General features: G+C 73.7%; 13 protein-coding genes. 5 read left to right on the top strand and 8 right to left on the bottom strand.

The window, feature by feature from the left end; all coding sequences use genetic code 11:
• Positions 1–24 precede the first annotated feature (24 nt).
• Positions 25–1,221 carry an amidohydrolase gene (locus IH00_RS0129515; RefSeq protein WP_107064536.1) on the top strand — a complete coding sequence of 399 codons (1,197 nt, stop codon included), beginning with the start codon at positions 25–27 and terminating at the stop codon, positions 1,219–1,221.
• Between the two features lie 173 nt (positions 1,222–1,394).
• Here IH00_RS0129515 and IH00_RS0129510 read toward each other — a convergent pair whose 3' ends face one another.
• The 4 genes from IH00_RS0129510 to IH00_RS0129495 all read right to left on the bottom strand — a co-directional run bounded on the left by IH00_RS0129510 (position 1,395) and on the right by IH00_RS0129495 (position 5,429).
• Positions 1,395–2,861 carry an aminotransferase class I/II-fold pyridoxal phosphate-dependent enzyme gene (locus IH00_RS0129510; RefSeq protein WP_031078920.1) on the bottom strand — a complete coding sequence of 489 codons (1,467 nt, stop codon included), beginning with the start codon at positions 2,859–2,861 and terminating at the stop codon, positions 1,395–1,397.
• Positions 2,862–2,921: 60 nt separating this feature from the next.
• Positions 2,922–3,233 (bottom strand): hypothetical protein, encoded by a 312-nt coding sequence (locus IH00_RS0129505; RefSeq protein ID WP_031078918.1) that lies wholly within the window; start codon positions 3,231–3,233, stop codon positions 2,922–2,924.
• 16 nt (positions 3,234–3,249) lie between these two features.
• Positions 3,250–3,666, bottom strand: a complete 417-nt coding sequence (locus IH00_RS0129500) for an SRPBCC family protein (protein WP_031078916.1) — start codon at positions 3,664–3,666, stop codon at positions 3,250–3,252.
• A gap of 164 nt (positions 3,667–3,830) precedes the next feature.
• Entirely contained in the window at positions 3,831–5,429 is a 1,599-nt protein-coding gene (locus tag IH00_RS0129495) for an MFS transporter (RefSeq protein WP_078888023.1), read from the bottom strand.
• Positions 5,430–5,526: 97 nt separating this feature from the next.
• Here IH00_RS0129495 and IH00_RS0129490 point away from each other — a divergent pair, with 97 nt between their 5' ends.
• Positions 5,527–6,345, top strand: a complete 819-nt coding sequence (locus IH00_RS0129490) for an SDR family NAD(P)-dependent oxidoreductase (RefSeq protein ID WP_031078912.1) — start codon at positions 5,527–5,529, stop codon at positions 6,343–6,345.
• Between the two features lie 197 nt (positions 6,346–6,542).
• Here IH00_RS0129490 and IH00_RS0129485 read toward each other — a convergent pair whose 3' ends face one another.
• Genes IH00_RS0129485 through IH00_RS0129470 form a run of 4 tightly spaced genes read right to left on the bottom strand, consistent with a single transcriptional unit; the run spans position 6,543 to position 11,215 of the window.
• A complete protein-coding gene (locus tag IH00_RS0129485) occupies positions 6,543–7,589 on the bottom strand; it encodes a 2-hydroxyacid dehydrogenase (protein WP_031078910.1) in 1,047 nt (348 codons plus the stop codon).
• Positions 7,586–8,218 carry a histidine phosphatase family protein gene (locus IH00_RS0129480; protein ID WP_031078907.1) on the bottom strand — a complete coding sequence of 211 codons (633 nt, stop codon included), beginning with the start codon at positions 8,216–8,218 and terminating at the stop codon, positions 7,586–7,588. The genes IH00_RS0129485 and IH00_RS0129480 overlap by 4 nt, the downstream gene beginning before the upstream one ends.
• Positions 8,215–9,699 carry an FGGY-family carbohydrate kinase gene (locus tag IH00_RS0129475; RefSeq protein ID WP_031078905.1) on the bottom strand — a complete coding sequence of 495 codons (1,485 nt, stop codon included), beginning with the start codon at positions 9,697–9,699 and terminating at the stop codon, positions 8,215–8,217. The genes IH00_RS0129480 and IH00_RS0129475 overlap by 4 nt, the downstream gene beginning before the upstream one ends.
• Positions 9,692–11,215: an FGGY-family carbohydrate kinase gene (locus IH00_RS0129470; RefSeq protein WP_052411713.1), complete on the bottom strand. Its 1,524-nt coding sequence runs from the start codon at positions 11,213–11,215 to the stop codon at positions 9,692–9,694. The genes IH00_RS0129475 and IH00_RS0129470 overlap by 8 nt, the downstream gene beginning before the upstream one ends.
• Before the next feature lie 265 nt (positions 11,216–11,480).
• On the opposite strand from IH00_RS0129470, the gene IH00_RS0129465 reads away from it, so the two are divergent.
• From IH00_RS0129465 to IH00_RS43485, 3 genes are all read left to right on the top strand, one after another.
• Positions 11,481–12,263: a DeoR/GlpR family DNA-binding transcription regulator gene (locus IH00_RS0129465; protein WP_107064534.1), complete on the top strand. Its 783-nt coding sequence runs from the start codon at positions 11,481–11,483 to the stop codon at positions 12,261–12,263.
• A gap of 290 nt (positions 12,264–12,553) precedes the next feature.
• On the top strand, positions 12,554–13,897 hold the full coding sequence (locus IH00_RS0129460) for an MFS transporter (protein WP_234334996.1): 1,344 nt from the start codon (positions 12,554–12,556) through the stop codon (positions 13,895–13,897).
• Positions 13,898–13,899: 2 nt separating this feature from the next.
• Positions 13,900–14,070 carry a hypothetical protein gene (locus tag IH00_RS43485; protein WP_199819831.1) on the top strand — a complete coding sequence of 57 codons (171 nt, stop codon included), beginning with the start codon at positions 13,900–13,902 and terminating at the stop codon, positions 14,068–14,070.
• The last annotated feature ends 384 nt before the right edge of the window (positions 14,071–14,454 follow it).

Below are 14,454 nucleotides of genomic sequence, written 5' to 3'. Positions count from 1 at the left end.
CCGGTGTCCGCCGGCGCCGGTCCCGTGGACGGCGGCCTGGAGGCGGTGTACGACCGGATCCGCCAGGAGGTCGCGGCCCGCGCCGACCGCCTGTGGGACACCGCCCTGGCCCTCCACCGCGACCCCGAGCCGGCGTACGAGGAGCACCGGGCGGCCGGACTGCTCACGTCGGAGCTGGCACGGGAGGGCTTCCGGGTCGAACGCGGGACGGCCGGCCTGCCCACCGCGTTCACCGCGGCCGCCGGCACCGGCGAGGGGCCCCGGGTGGCGCTGCTGATGGAGTACGACGCGCTGCCGGGGCTCGGGCACGCCTGCGGCCACAACCTGATCGCCGCGGCCGGCCTGGGAGCGGCCCTCGCCCTGAAGGCGGCTCTCGGCGGCCCGCGCGGTTCCCTGCTGGCCGTCGGCACGCCCGCGGAGGAGCGGGGCGGCGGCAAGGTCACGCTGGTGGAGGCCGGGGTGTTCGACGACGTCGACGCGGCCCTGATGGTGCATCCCGGCGTCCACAGCTGGTCGTGGGCGCCGCTGACGGGGAGCGCACAGGTGCGGGTGGGGTTCCACGGGCGCGCCGCCCACCCGACGGGCGATCCGACGGAGGGCATCGACGCGCTCGGCGCGCTGATCCAGCTGTTCAACACCCTGGGGGTGCTGCACCGCAGGCTCCCGTCCGGGTCCCACGTCCAGGGCATCATCACCGACGGCGGCCGGGCCACCAACATCGTGCCCGAGTACGCCGAGGGGCTGTTCGGGCTCCGCGGCGCGACCACGGCCGCTCTGGAGGACCTCGCGGGCGAGCTGGAGCGGTGCGCCGAGGGGGTGGCCGCGGCCACCGGCACCAAGGTGACGGTGGAGCGGGTGGGCGGGCGGTACGAGCACTTCCGCGACAACCCGGTGCTGTCCGGCCGGTTCGCCGGGCACCTGGCGCGAGCCGGGATCGAACTGACGGAGCCGGAAGCCGGCGTGTACCTGGGATCGTCCGACATCGGGAACGTGAGCACGCGCGTGCCGGCCATCCACCCGTTCATCGCCATCATGGACGCGGCCGACGGTTCCGACCACACTCCTCTGTTCGCCGCGGCGGCCGCGTCGCCCCGCGGGCGCCGCGTCCTGCTCGCGGCGGCCGAAGCGCTCGCCTGCACGGCGGCGGAGGTGCTGCTGCGCCCGGAGGTGAGCGCGCGGGCCTGGGCGTGCCTGCGGGAGAGGGCGGCGGCCGGTCGGTGAGGACGCGCGGGCTGGCGTCCTCGGGGAGCCGGCGGGAAGCGGGCACCCTCTCGCCGGGCCCGCCCTGTGTTCCGGGGCCGGGGCCGAGAGCCGGCGGGGCCCGGACGCCGCCCAGGGTCCGGAGGCCTGCGGGCGGCGTCCGGGCCCGGCCTGGTCGCGTCCTGTCGGGGCCTTCAGTCCTCGATGGCCACCCGTACGCTCTTGACCTCCGTGTCCGCCGCGTCGGGGACGACCATCCCGGCCTCGACGCCGCTGCGCAGGTAGTGCAGCACCTCGGAGGTGAGGCGTTCGCCCGGGAGAGCGGCCGGGATGCCCGGCGGGTACGGGGTGAGCATCTCGGCGGTGACGCGGCCGACGGCCTTCTCCCACGGCACCTGCTCCGTCCGGCCGAAGAAGGCGTCACGCGGCAGGATCACCTGTTCCAGTCGCAGCTCGGCCGGGTCGGGAACCTCGACCCGGGGTGCGGGACGGAGTTCGCCGGCGTGGGCCGCCACGTCGCGGAGGGCGGTGACCAGCGTCTCGGCGGTCGTCTCGTCGTCCGCGTGGGTGAGCTGGGCGCTGCTGCGGCGGTGGTCGGACAGGTGCAGGTTGATCGCGTGGTGTTCGCGCAGCCAGTCCGCGATGCGGTAGCCGGTCGTGCCCAGGCCGGTGATGTCGATGATGACCTGGAGGGGGTCGAGGTCGGAGGCGCGGCCCGGACCGCAGAAGTCGTCACGGCCGTGGACGCGCATGCCGTCGATCCCGTCGATCTGCGTCCGTACCGACTTGGCGAGGGCGAGGGCGTCGTCGTACAGGGCGTGGCCGTGCTCGACCATCTGGCGGCGCCAGCCGTCGAGGGCGGCGTAGATGAGGACGGAGGGGCTGGTCGTGCCGAGCAGGTCCTCACGGTTCTTCAGGACCTCGGGCTTGATCAGATCGCCCTGGAGGTGGAAGACGGAGCCCTGTTCGAGCCCGGAGCCCATCTTGTGGACGGAGGTGACGCACACGTCCGCGCCGGCGTCCATCGCCCAGGTCGGCAGGTCCGGGTGGAACGGCAGGTGCGCGCCCCACGCCTCGTCGACGATGAGGGGGACGCCGTGGTCGTGGCACACACGGGCGATGCCGGGCAGGTCGGAACAGGTGCCGTACGGCGTCGGGGTGGTCACCAGGGCGCCCCGTGCGTCGGGGTGCTCGGCGAAGGCGGCGCGGAAGGCGTCGGCGGACGGCGGGTGGGCCAGGTGCCGTTCGGCGTCCCACTGGGGGTCCACCCAGATCGGCACGATCCCGGCCAGGACGAGGCCGGAGACGACGGACTTGTGCGCGTCCCGGCCCACCAGGAGCTTCTGGTGGGGGCCCGCCACCGACAGCATGGCCGCCTTGACTGACAGGGAGCTGCCGCAGGTGGAGAAGAAGGTGTGCTCGGCGCCGACGGCGTCGGCCATGAGCTCCTGGGCCTCCTCCAGGATGCCCTTCGACGACATGCGGTCGTCCAGGCCGCTGGTGGCCAGGACGTCCGAGCGGAAGACGGCGTCCCCGAGCGCGTGGAGGACGCGGGGGTCGGTCCCGCGCCCCTGCTTGTGACCGGGGGGCGTGAACGGGGTCTGGTTCTGGGCGTGGTACGCCGTGAGTGCTTCCAGTACGGGCGCCTTCGAGTGGTCCATGGCTCCCGGGTGCCCGCGCCCCCGGCCGGAAAACGGGAGCGGCTCACGGCCGGGAGCGGCTCACGGCCGGGGGCGGGTGCGCTGCCAGCGCGGGCGCGCGTCTCCTCCGCGGCGGCCGGCGACCGAGGCGCAGCGTGGGCACTGGCGCTGGACGCGGTCGGCGGCCCCGCCGGACTCGGGGAAGGTGTCGGACCAGGTGACGTGCGGGAAGCGGTCGAGCTGGGAGCGGCTGAGGGAGAGACCGCAGACGGTCTGGTTCATGCCGGGCTCCCAGGCGTGGACCTCACCGGCCGGCAGTCGCCGCCGGCCTTCCTCCTCGTCGGTCCACCGGCCCGAGGCGGCGACCGCGTAGTGGCGGGGACGAGGGGACATCGCGGCGCCTCCCGGCTCAGCCCGCGGCGTTGTCCACGCGCAGCCGGACCTGCTCCTCGAGGCGTTGGAGGCTGCGGTCGAGCGCGTCGGAGACGGTCTCTCCGCCGGGGTCGTGGCTCTCGTCGAAGAAGGAGAGGTGCACGGTCACCTCGGACGTGCCGGTGCCGATGCCCGCCACCTGGAGCCAGCCGGTGTAGCTGCCCTGTTCCCGGGTGCCCCACTCGAGGCGCATCTGGTCCCGCTCGGCGCGCAGCAGCGCGGCGGTGTCCTCGTCGGTGCGGTCCTCGTGGACGGTGACGGCGGGGAGCTCGCCCGCCGCGTGCACATGGAGTTCCTCGGGGAGCCAGGAGTCCAGCTGGTCGATGTTGGCCGCCTGGTCGAAGACGTGCTCGGGCAGCGCGGGCATGGTGCGGGAGCGTTCGTACTCGGTCATCGTCGTACCGTCCCTCGGCTCGGGGTCGTTCCACGGACGGGTGCCCGGACCGAGCGAGCTGAAGCAGGCAAAGGGAAAGCCCCGGCTGGACGGGGGAACCAGCCGGGGCAGTCACGGGGGTTGTGAACGCTTCTTCACAACCGACTGGGTGAACGATAAACCACTTATCCGTACGAACGCCAATCGGGGTCGCGTCGTTCACGCGGCGTGCCCGCGGGCGTGACACCGTGTCCCGGGCGAGGCCGGGGAAGCGCCGTCGCGGAGTCGTCCGGGACGCCGTGGGGGGACGGGATCGCGGAGGCCTCCTCGGCCGCCTGCGCCGAGAGCGGGGTCGCGATGTCCTCCAGGGATTTGCGCTCCGCCGGAACGGCCAGGAAGAGCGCCACCAGGCCGCCCAGGACCATCACGGTGGCGCCGGTGCAGAAGGCGATGACCGTGTCGGAGACGACCCCGCTCTCCGTGAGCCCCGCGAAGATCAGGGGGCCGGAGATGCCGCCGGCGGCCGTGCCGACGGCGTAGAAGAAGGCGATCGCCATCGCGCGGGTCTCCATCGGGAAGATCTCGCTCACGGTGAGGTAGGCCGAGCTCGCGCCCGCCGAGGCGAAGAAGAGGACCACGCACCAGCAGGCCGTCAGGGTCGTGGCCGTCAGCAGGCCCTCGCCGAAGAGCCAGGCCGTGCCGAACAGCAGGATCCCGGACAGCAGGTACGTCCCGGCGATCATCGGACGGCGCCCCCAGGTGTCGAAGAGGTGGCCGAGCAGCAGCGGGCCGAGGAAGTTCCCGGCCGCGATGACCGCGAAGAAGTAGCCCGTGGAACTGCTGGGCACGTCGTAGAAGGTCACCAGGATCGCGCCGAAGCCGAAGGTGATGGCGTTGTAGAGGAACGCCTGTCCGATGAAGAGCGCGAGGCCGAGCACCGCCCGCCGCGGATAGGCGCGCACGAGCGTGCTCGCGATCCGGCCGAAGCCGACGCTGTGCCGCTGCTTGATGGTGATGGACCCGGCGGGCTCGGGCAGTGGCTTGCCCGTCTCCCGTTCGATGCCGCGCTCGACCTCCGAGACGAGTCGCTCGGCGCCCTCACCGCGGCCGTGGATGAACATCCAGCGGGGCGACTCGGGGACGTGCCGGCGCACCAGCAGGATGACCAGACCGAGGACCACCCCGAGGCCGAAGGAGACCCGCCAGCCCAGGTCCTTGGGCAGGACGTCGGTGTCCAGCAGGACGACGGAGAGCAGCGCGCCGCCCATGGCGCCGAGCCAGAAGCTGCCGTTGATGATGAGGTCGACGCGGCCGCGGTACTTGCTGGGGATGAGCTCGTCGATGGCGGAGTTGATGGCCGCGTACTCGCCGCCGATGCCGAAACCGGTGAGGAAGCGGAAGAGGAAGAACCACCAGGACGAGAACGACAGGGCGGTCAGCGCCGTCGCGGCCAGGTACACGGCCAGGGTGATCAGGAAGAGCTTCTTGCGGCCGAAGCGGTCGGTGAGCCAGCCGAAGAACAGGGCGCCGGAGCACGCTCCGGCGACGTACAGGGCGGCGGCGACACCGGTGACCTGGGCACTGCTGATGGCCAGCCCGCTGCCCTCCTCGGAGAGGCGGCTGGCCATGTTGCCCACGATCGTCACTTCCAGGCCGTCGAGGATCCAGACGGTGCCCAGTCCGATCACGATCATCCAGTGCCACCGCGACCATGGCAGCCGGTCCAATCTGGCAGGGACCTGTGTGGTGACGGTCCCGTTCGTCGATTGTCCGAGCTCGCTCATCGGTCACCTCCGGGGGCGTAGTGGCCGCTCCCGGATACCCCATGATCAAACCGGCGAAACGGGCCTGCCCCACGGCGGGCGGGGTACCCCGCCGGGCATGGGGACCGTGAAGCCCCTGGCCGTCGTGACCGGGGCCTCCAGCGGCATAGGCCGTGCCCTGGCCATGGAGTTCGCGGGCCACGGGTACGACCTGGTGGTCTGTGCCGAGGACGCGGGGCTGGCGGCCGTGGCCGGCGAACTGCGCGGGCGGGGCGCCGACGTCGTGGCCGTGCGCGCCGACCTCGCGCTGTACGACGGGGTCGAGCAGTTGTACGCCTCGGTGCTGGCGACGCGCCGCCCGGTGGCCGCCGCGGCGCTGAACGCGGGGGTGGGCGCGGGCGGGACGTTCATCGACACCGCCCTCGCCGACCACGCCAGGGTCATCGACCTCAACATCAGCTCGACGGTGCACCTCGCGCACCGGCTCCTGCGGGACATGGTGGACGCGGACGAGGGCCGGCTGCTGATCACCTCGTCGGTGGCCTCGATGGCGCCGGGGCCGTTCCAGTCGGTCTACAACGCGTCCAAGTCGTTCCTGCAATCCTTCGCGCAGGCGCTGCGGGAGGAGCTGAAGGACACCGGCGTGACGGTGACGGCGCTGATGCCCGGGGCCACGGACACGGCCTTCTTCCACCGCGCCGGCATGGACCACACCCGCCTCGGCCGCCTCCCGCACAAGGACGACCCGGCCCGCGTGGCACGGGACGCCGTGGAGGCGCTGCTGCGCGGCCGGGGCAGGATCGTCCCCGGATCCCTCTGGACGAAGGCGCTGGGCGCGGCCACCAAGGCGGCGCCCGACCGGGTGAAGGCCGCCGGGCAGCGCTACCTCTCCGAGCCGCCCCCCGGGGGCGGGCCGCACGCCCGGGCCCGCGAGTGACGCGAACGCGGGGGCGTCGAGAGGCAGAGCCGCGCGGGCACCTCCCACACCGCCGGGCGTGGGAGGAACCGGCCGTCGACGCACGCACGTACCAGGCGTCCCGGAGCCGAACCGGGCCCCGGGACCTCGACTCGGCCTCCCGCATCCCTCGCCGTCGACGGACCCGCCGCCCCGGGACCGGGTGGCCGCGCGGGCGGTCAGCGGCGCAGGACGTCGGGGTTGGCGCAGTGGGCGAGGGGTTCGCCGCGCAGGAAGCGGCCGACCTCGCCCGCCACGATGCGGGCCGCCTTGTGGGCGACCTCCTGGCTGCCGCCCGCGATGTGCGGGGTGAGGACGACGCCCGGGGTCGACAGCAGCCGGGCGCCCGCCGGGACCGGTTCGACGGGGAACACGTCGAAGCCGGCGCCCGCGAGCTGCCCCGAGTCCAGGGCGTCGCAGACGGCGTCGTAGTCGAGCAGCGCGCCGCGGGCGCAGTTGACGAGGACCGAGCCGGGCGGCATGGCCGCGATCTCGGCGGCTCCGATCATGCCGCGGGTCTCGTCCGTGACGCGCGCGTGCAGCGAGACGATCCGGGAGCGGCGCAGCAGCTCGCCCAGGGGCACCAGCTGCGCGATGCCCTCCACCACCTCGGGCTTCACGTACGGGTCGTGCACGAGGACCGTGGCTCCCATGGCCGCCAGGACACGGGCCACGCGTGAGCCGATCGCGCCGAAGCCCACCAGTCCGACCACCGAGTTCTCGATCTCGATGCCGCAGCTGCGGTAGTCGTAGTAATCGCCCCGCCAGACGCCGTGCTTCAGGTCGGTGTGGACGTCGCCGATCCCGCGGGCGGCGGCGAGGATCAGGGCGAGGGTGTGCTCGGCGGTGGCGACGGCGTTGCGGCCGGGCGCGTAGCAGACCGCCACGCCGTGGCGCGTGGCGGCCTCCAGGTCGGCGTTGACCGGGCCGCCGCGGCTGACGCAGAACAGCTCCAGGCCGGGGCAGGCCGCCAGGATCCGCTCGGTGAGCGGCGCCAGCTGGGTGACGCAGACCCGCGCGCCGCACAGGGCCTCGATCATCTCCTCCTCGGTGCCGGACGCCTCGTCGACCTCGGCGACCCTGCCGAACGGCGTGTGCGGCCAGGGCAGCTGGATCTCGCGGATGTCCAGGTCGGCCCCGCCGGGTGCGGCGGCCCGCAGCTCACGGGTGAACAGACCCGGCAGGACGAAGTGGTCGCCGGCGGCGACGACGGTGGTGGTGGTCACGGGTGGTGCTCCAGTCGGTCGGTGGTGGCGGGGGCGTTGAGCCGCAGCAGCGACGCCCGTCCGCCGGGCAGCAGCCGCAGTTCGGTCAGGGCGCCGTTCTCCAGGGCGGGGAAGACCTGGCGGTAGCGGGCGAGGGGGATGCCGAGGAGCGCGCAGAGCACGAGGCGGACGAGGGTGGAGTGGGCGACGACGAGGACGCGGCCGTCGGGCAGCTCCCGGGCGACCTCCTCCAGGCAGGCGATCGCCCGGGCCGCCGCCGCCGCGGGGTCCTCGCCGCCGGGCAGGTGGTGGGCGACCGGGTCGGTGAGGAAGGCGGCCAGGTCGTCGGGGAACTCCTCGGCCATCTCCGCGCGGGTCAGCCCGTCTCCGCGTCCGAAGTCGACCTCGTACAGCCGCTCGTCGACGCGCGGGGTGAGGCCGAGCGCGGTGGCGGCGGGTCCGGCGGTGAGCCGGGCGCGGGACAGCGGGGAGCAGAGCACGGCGTCGAGCCGCTGTCCGGCGGCCCAGGCGCCGAGCGCGGCGGCCTGCTGGTGGCCGAGCTCGGTGAGCGGTACGTCGGTGCGGCCCGCGTAACGGTTCTCCGCGTGCCAGGCGGTCTCGCCGTGGCGGACGAGGACGAATTCGGTCACTGCTCGGCCTTTCTGCGGGCGTGCGCCGCGACGGCCGGGTCGAGCCAGCCGCGTCGGGTCAGTTCGTCGGCGAAGTCCAGGTAGGCGGGGGTGAGCCGGGCCGTGGCGGACGGATCCGGGTGCAGTTCCTCGCGGACCCGCACCATGGCGGCCGCCGCCCGTTCCAGCGTGGCGCCCGAGGCGGTCGCGGCCAGTACCGCCATGCCGGTGGCGCTCTCGGCGTGTTCGGGGAGTGCGACCGTACGGCCCAGGACGTCGGCGCGCAGCTGCGACCAGTAGCGGTTGCGGGCGCCGCCGCCGGTCAGGGTGAGCGGACCGTCGACGGGGGCGCCGATGTGGTCGAGGTAGTCGAAGCAGAGCCGTTCGACGCAGGCGACGCCGAGCAGGCAGGCGTGGAACTCCTCCGCGTCGCCGGAGACGTCGCCGAGGACGAAGGGGGTCGCGTCGGGGGCGCGGAACGGGAAACGTTCGCCGCCCGCCCCGGTGAGCGGGTAGGCGACCGCGGTGGCTCCGGTGGCGGCGGCCCGTGCGGTGAGGGCCTCCAGGTCGGCACCGGGGAAGCGGCGGGTGAGGATTCCGGCGCCACTGCTGGAGGCGCCGCCGGGCAGCCAGGTCCCGCCGGGACCGCGGTGGCAGTAGACCACTCCCCCGGGGTCGCGGACGAGACGGCGGCTGGCGCCCTTGAACACCAGGGTGGTGCCGAGGACGGAGTTCCAGGCGCCGGGCGTGAGGGCCCCGGCGCCGATCTGTGCCGCGCAGCCGTCGGTCATGCCGGCGACGACGGGCGTCCCGGCGGGCAGGGAGGTGGCGGCCGCGGCGGCGGCGCAGACCGTGCCGATGACGGTGCCGGGCCGTACGACGTCGGGCAGCAGCCCGGCCGGGACGCCGAGTGCGGCGAGCTCGTCGTCGGGCCAGCGTTCGTCCACGAGGTGGTAGCCGGTCTTGAGGGCGTGGCTGGCGTCGGCCGCCACCTGGTGTCCGGCCAGCCGCCAGGTGATGAGGTCGGCCTGGTGCAGGAGCCGGGCGTCGGGGAAGTCGGTGTTGTCGAGCAGCCACAGGAGTTTGGGCAGCGCCCAGGACGGCTGCATGGTGCGGTAGCCGAGCTCCTGCCAGACCGTCGCGCCCGTCGTGTTGACGCGGGCGGTGTACGCGCGGGCGCGCCCGTCGTCGTACATCAGGCCCGGGGTCAGTGGCGTGCCGTGCCGGTCGGCGAGGACGACGGTGCCGGAAGTGGCGTCGACGGCCACGCCCCGGACGCGGTCCGGGTCGATGCCGGTGAGGGCCTCCCGGCAGGCGCCGGCGAGGGCCGTCCACCACTGTCCGGGGTCCTGCTCGTGGCGCGGCCCGTCGCGCCGGCCGGCCAGTGGGCGGGACGCGGCGGCGAGCAGCCGGCCGGTGCCGTCGACGGCGACGGCGCGGGCGCTCTGGGTACCGAGGTCGAGGCCGACGTGGACGGCGTCGGCGGACAGTGCGTCAGGCATGCGGTGCCTCCCGTACGGCGTCGGGTACGGGGGTGAGGGCGGGCTTCCAGCCGGCGGCGCGGGCGGCACCGCGCCAGGTCAGGAACGCCTCGTGGAGCTCGTCGTAGAGCGCGGCGCGCCCGGGGTCCGGCTCCCAGCCCGAGCGCATCCGGACGTATTTCGCGGCCGCGTCCCGCATGCTGCTCTCGGCTCCGCTGAGCACCAGCCCGGTGAGGAACGCGCCCTTGGCGCCGAGTTCGGTGTCGGCGCTGCGGGCCGTGGGCACACCGGTGGCGTCGGCGATGAGCCGGCACCAGGCGTCGCTGGCCGATCCGCCCCCGCACAGGCGCAGTTCGTGCACCTCCGTCCCGGACGCACGAAGGCAGTCGCGGACGACGAGGGACAGCCCTTCGAAGACCGCCCGGGCGAGGTGCGCGGGCGTGTGGTCGAGGGACAGGCCCCAGAAGGTGCCGCGGGCGCGCGGGTCGAGGAACGGGGCGCGCTCCCCGGCGGGTGAGAGGTACGGCAGGAACGCCAGGCCGCCGGCGCCCGGTTCGGTGCCGAAGGCGAGTGCGCCGAGGGCTGCGGGTCCGTCGACGGCGAGGGTGCGGGAGGCCCAGTCGAGGACCTCGGTGCCGGAGAGGGTGGGGAAGGCGCGCAGGATGCGTCCGCGGCCGCCGTAGGCGATGTTGATGCCGCACGGTTCGCCCGTGGTGTCCACCGTCGGGGTGACGATCTCCGTGCACAGGGTGGTGCCGAGGATGGCGCACGCCTGGCCGGGGTCGACGACGCCGGCGCCGCGGGCGGTGGCGGCGATGTCGTAGGGGGCCACGACGACGGGCAGGCCGGCGGGCAGGCCGAGTTCGCCGGCGGTGCGGTGGGTGAGCTCGGCGATGCGCTCGTGCTCGCCGAGCACGCGGGGCAGGAGCCGTTCGTACGGGCCGAACCCGAACAGCTCCAGGATCGCCGGGTCGTACGCCCCGGTGGAGTGGTCCAGGAACGGGGCGGACGCGTCGGACTCGTCGATCGCGGTGACGCCGGTGAGTCTGAGGAACAGCCAGCCTGCCGCTGTCAGGGCTGTGTCCGAGCGCTCCAGGCGGCCGGGGTCGTGCGCGGCGAGCCAGCTGATGACCGCGTTGGGCATGCCGCTGCAGGTGAGGGAGCCGTTGCGGCGGTAGGCCTCGTCCAGGACGCCGTCGGCGGCCCAGCGGGTGAGGAGGTCACCGGCCCGTCCGTCGGACCACAGGACGGCGGGGCCGGTGGGGCGTCCGTCGCCGTCGACCAGCCAGCAGCCGTCTCCCTGGGCCGTGAACGAGACCAGCCGCACGGGGTCGTGGCCGGGGCCGAGCCGGGACAGGGCGCCGCGCACGGTGGTGACCACCCCGTTCCACACCGCGTCCATGTCCTGCTCGGCCCAGCCGGGGCGGGGCCGCAGCACTTCGGTGCCGATGCGGGAAAGCGCGATTTCCTGTCCCTGGTCGTCGAACACGACCGCTTTGATGACCGACGTACCGACGTCGATGGTGAGAACCGACATGAGTGGAATACCTGCCCCTTCGCACTTGCGGACGCCAGGGAAACGTGGAGCCGGACGGGGCGTCAATCGGTCGCGGAATTATCCCGTGACCGGACGTGACCGTGGTGTGAGGTGGGCGGCCGGGTACCGGGGGACCGGGCGGCGGCGCGCCCCCGTCGTGTTAACTTCACGTGAGGTTCGCACGTCTTCGTCCCACACGTTCCCGCCCGTGTCGCGCGCCTGTCCACCCCGCACGGTGGAGTGAACCGGAAAGGAGCCGGCCGCCATGACCCGTATGGACGCCCAGGAGGAGCGCCGGCGCCGGCTGCGCGATCTGGTGACCGCCAAGGGGTTCGTCCGCACCGCGGACCTGGCGGAGGAGTTCGGCGTGAGTGTGATGACCGTGCACCGCGATCTGGACGCGCTGCAGTCGCAGGGCTGGCTGCGCAAGGTGCGGGGCGGGGCGAGCTGTCTGCCGTCGACGCAGTTCCACGGCAGTGTCAGCGAGCGCATGACGACGATGGCGCGGACCAAGCACCGGCTGGCGCGGGCGGCCGCCGAACTGCTGGCGCCCGGGCAGATCGTGATGCTGGACGACTCGACTACCTGCCTGAGCCTGGCGCAGCAGATGGCCGACCGCACCCCGCTGACGGTGATCACCAACTCGCTGCCGGCCATCTCGGCGCTCGCGCGGGAGCCGGGTGTGTCGCTGATCGCGCTGGGCGGGACGTACTTCCCGGCGTACGACGCCTTCATGGGGCTGCACACGGCACAGACGGTGGAGTCCTTCCGGGCCGATGTGCTGTTCATGTCGACCACGGCCGTGACCGGCGGGCGCTGCTACCACATGTCGCCGGAGACCGTGCAGGTCAAGCGGGCGATGATGGCGTCGGCCGGGCGCCGGGTGCTGCTCGTCGACCACACCAAGTTCGCCAATCAGGGGCTGTACGCGCTGGCGCCGCTGGCCGACTTCGACCTGGTGCTCGTGGACGAGGCGGCACCCGCGGGCGAGGTGCGGCGGCTGCGGGACATAGGCGTCGACGTGCGGACGGTCGACACCTCCGCCTGACGGGCGCGGACGTCCTGGGACCTTCCGGGGCACCCCAGGACGTCACGTGAACATCACACGGATGTCACACCGTCTGCGACCCGGCTCCCTCCTCTCGGCACCGCGCTGAGCTGCGCAGACGCGTCCGTGGACGGCATCCCGCCGAGGGCGCGCTGATCGATGTCACGCCGGGGCCGCCGACGGCGGCGAGGTATTCCGCGCGCTCATTGACCCCCTTGCCGCACGGCCGTTTCATCGTGACGCCTCAGGCACCCCCCACTCCCGCCGGTATTTCGAAAAAGGTGGTTCGCGTGGCCGTCGTCATGAATCCCTCGTCCTCGGCCGAGGAGAAGCCCCCAGGGCATTGGCTGGACAGGATCGGCATTCCCGCATCGCTCGCGTGGGGATTCCTCGGCGTTCTCATTTTCATGATCGGTGACGGTGTCGAATCCGGATACCTGTCGCCGTACCTCCTGGACGAGGGGATGTCCAAGGAGCGGGTCGCCCTGCTGTTCAGCGTCTACGGTGCGACCGCGAGCATCGCCGCGTGGTTCTCCGGCGCGCTGTCGGACCTGTGGGGGCCGCGGCGGGTGATGATGCTCGGCCTCGGCATCTGGGCGGCGTTCCAGGTGGTGTTCCTGGTCTTCGCGGTTCCCGCCGCCGACTTCACGCTGCTGCTGGTCAGCTACGGGCTCCGCGGCTTCGGCTACCCGCTCTTCGCCTACGGCTTCCTGGTGTGGGTGACGGCGGTGACGCCGAAGCGGAGACTCGGCTCGGCGGTGGGCTGGTTCTGGTTCGCCTTCACCGGCGGGCTGCCCACGCTGGGATCGCTCGTGGCCAGTTTCGCGGTGCCGTGGATCGGCGCGTACAGCACGCTGTGGTTCTCGCTCGGCCTGGTTCTGGCCGGCGGTCTGATCGCGCTGCTGCTCGTCCGGGAACCCACCGGCCGGAGCCGCCTCGCGCCCGCCGGGGAGCGCCCGGTCGCCACCCTGCTCGGTTCGCTCGCCATCATCTGGCGCAATCCGCGCATCGGCACGGGGGCGGTGGTGCGCGCGATCAACACGGCGCCGCAGTTCGGCTTCCTGGTCTTCCTGCCGGTGTTCTTCACCGACACCCTGGGCTTCACGCTCAGCGAGTGGCTCCAGCTGCTGTCGGCGATGTTCGCCACCAACATCTTCTTCAACCTGATCTTCGGGGTGGTCGGGGACCGCATCGGCTGGCAGCGCACCGTGGCCTGGTGCGGCGGTGTCGGCTGCGCGGTGACGACGCTGCTGCTGTACTACGGGACGGTGTCGGCGGGCGACCACTACGCCCTGGCCATGGTGCTGGTGAGCCTGTTCGGCGCGACCCTGGCCGGGTACGTGCCGCTGTCCGCCCTGATGCCGTCCCTGGACCCGGCGCACAAGGGACAGGCGATGTCGGCGCTGAACCTCGGCGCCGGGGCCAGCACCTTCCTGGGGCCGGCGCTGGTGGGGCTGTTCCTCGGGCCGCTCGGCGTCGAGGGCGTGATGTGGATCTTCGCGGCGCTGTATCTGGCGAGCGCCGTCATGACCCTGTTCCTCAGGCTGCCGGACGCGGTAGCACCGGCGGCTCCCGGGTACCCGTCGGACCCCGCCCCGGCAGCGCGGGCGCGGAACGATTCCCCGGAGGCGTAGCCATGAGTGATCCGTACAGCTACTCGACGCCTTCCCAGGCGGAAGGCGAGCGGGAGCCGGAACCGGGCAACGACCAGCACCCGGACGTGGCCCGTACGACCCCGTCGCAGGCGGAGGGTGAGCGCGCCGCCGAGACGGAGGAGCTGGGAAGCGAGGGCAAGGGCGAGAAGTGATGCGGTGGGCGGGCGCGCCGGGGCGGCGTGCCCGCCCACCGGTGTTCCGCCCCGCCCTGGCGGGCTCCCGCCCGCCCCGGGCGGGCCGGGAGGCGGTGGGCCGGGCCCCGCGGGCCCGGCGTGGCGCCACAGCCCGTGGGCCCTTGGCCGGTGAGGCCCGGACCCGACGAGGCCCGGCGGCGCGCGGAACCGGGGCCCGGACCCGGGGAGCTCCGGGGGTACAGAGGCCATGGAGCCGGCGACGGCCGGAACGCGGCCGGGCGCACAGGCCGTGGAGCCCCGCACCCGGGCAGGCCCCACGAGACACGAAGCCGACGCGTCCGGGGCCGTCCGTCGGCGCCGCCCACCCCCGGATGGCGGCCCGGCCGAGGCGACGTCACGGCC

This window comes from Streptomyces sp. NRRL S-118, from assembly GCF_000716335.1.
In the GTDB taxonomy this organism is placed as follows: domain Bacteria; phylum Actinomycetota; class Actinomycetes; order Streptomycetales; family Streptomycetaceae; genus Streptomyces.
The sequence above is the reverse complement of the archived record's forward strand: the minus strand, read 5'-3'. Positions and strand labels throughout refer to the sequence as shown.

Coding starts and splice junctions, on each gene's coding strand:
- IH00_RS0129510 (WP_031078920.1), bottom strand. CDS start 2,861: ATGGACCACTCGAAGGCGCCCGTACTGGAAGCACTCACGGCGTACCAC.
- IH00_RS0129505 (WP_031078918.1), bottom strand. CDS start 3,233: ATGTCCCCTCGTCCCCGCCACTACGCGGTCGCCGCCTCGGGCCGGTGG.
- IH00_RS0129500 (WP_031078916.1), bottom strand. CDS start 3,666: ATGACCGAGTACGAACGCTCCCGCACCATGCCCGCGCTGCCCGAGCAC.
- IH00_RS0129495 (WP_078888023.1), bottom strand. CDS start 5,429: ATGAGCGAGCTCGGACAATCGACGAACGGGACCGTCACCACACAGGTC.
- IH00_RS0129490 (WP_031078912.1), top strand. CDS start 5,527: ATGGGGACCGTGAAGCCCCTGGCCGTCGTGACCGGGGCCTCCAGCGGC.
- IH00_RS0129475 (WP_031078905.1), bottom strand. CDS start 9,699: ATGCCTGACGCACTGTCCGCCGACGCCGTCCACGTCGGCCTCGACCTC.
- IH00_RS0129470 (WP_052411713.1), bottom strand. CDS start 11,215: ATGTCGGTTCTCACCATCGACGTCGGTACGTCGGTCATCAAAGCGGTC.
- IH00_RS0129465 (WP_107064534.1), top strand. CDS start 11,481: ATGACCCGTATGGACGCCCAGGAGGAGCGCCGGCGCCGGCTGCGCGAT.
- IH00_RS43485 (WP_199819831.1), top strand. CDS start 13,900: ATGAGTGATCCGTACAGCTACTCGACGCCTTCCCAGGCGGAAGGCGAG.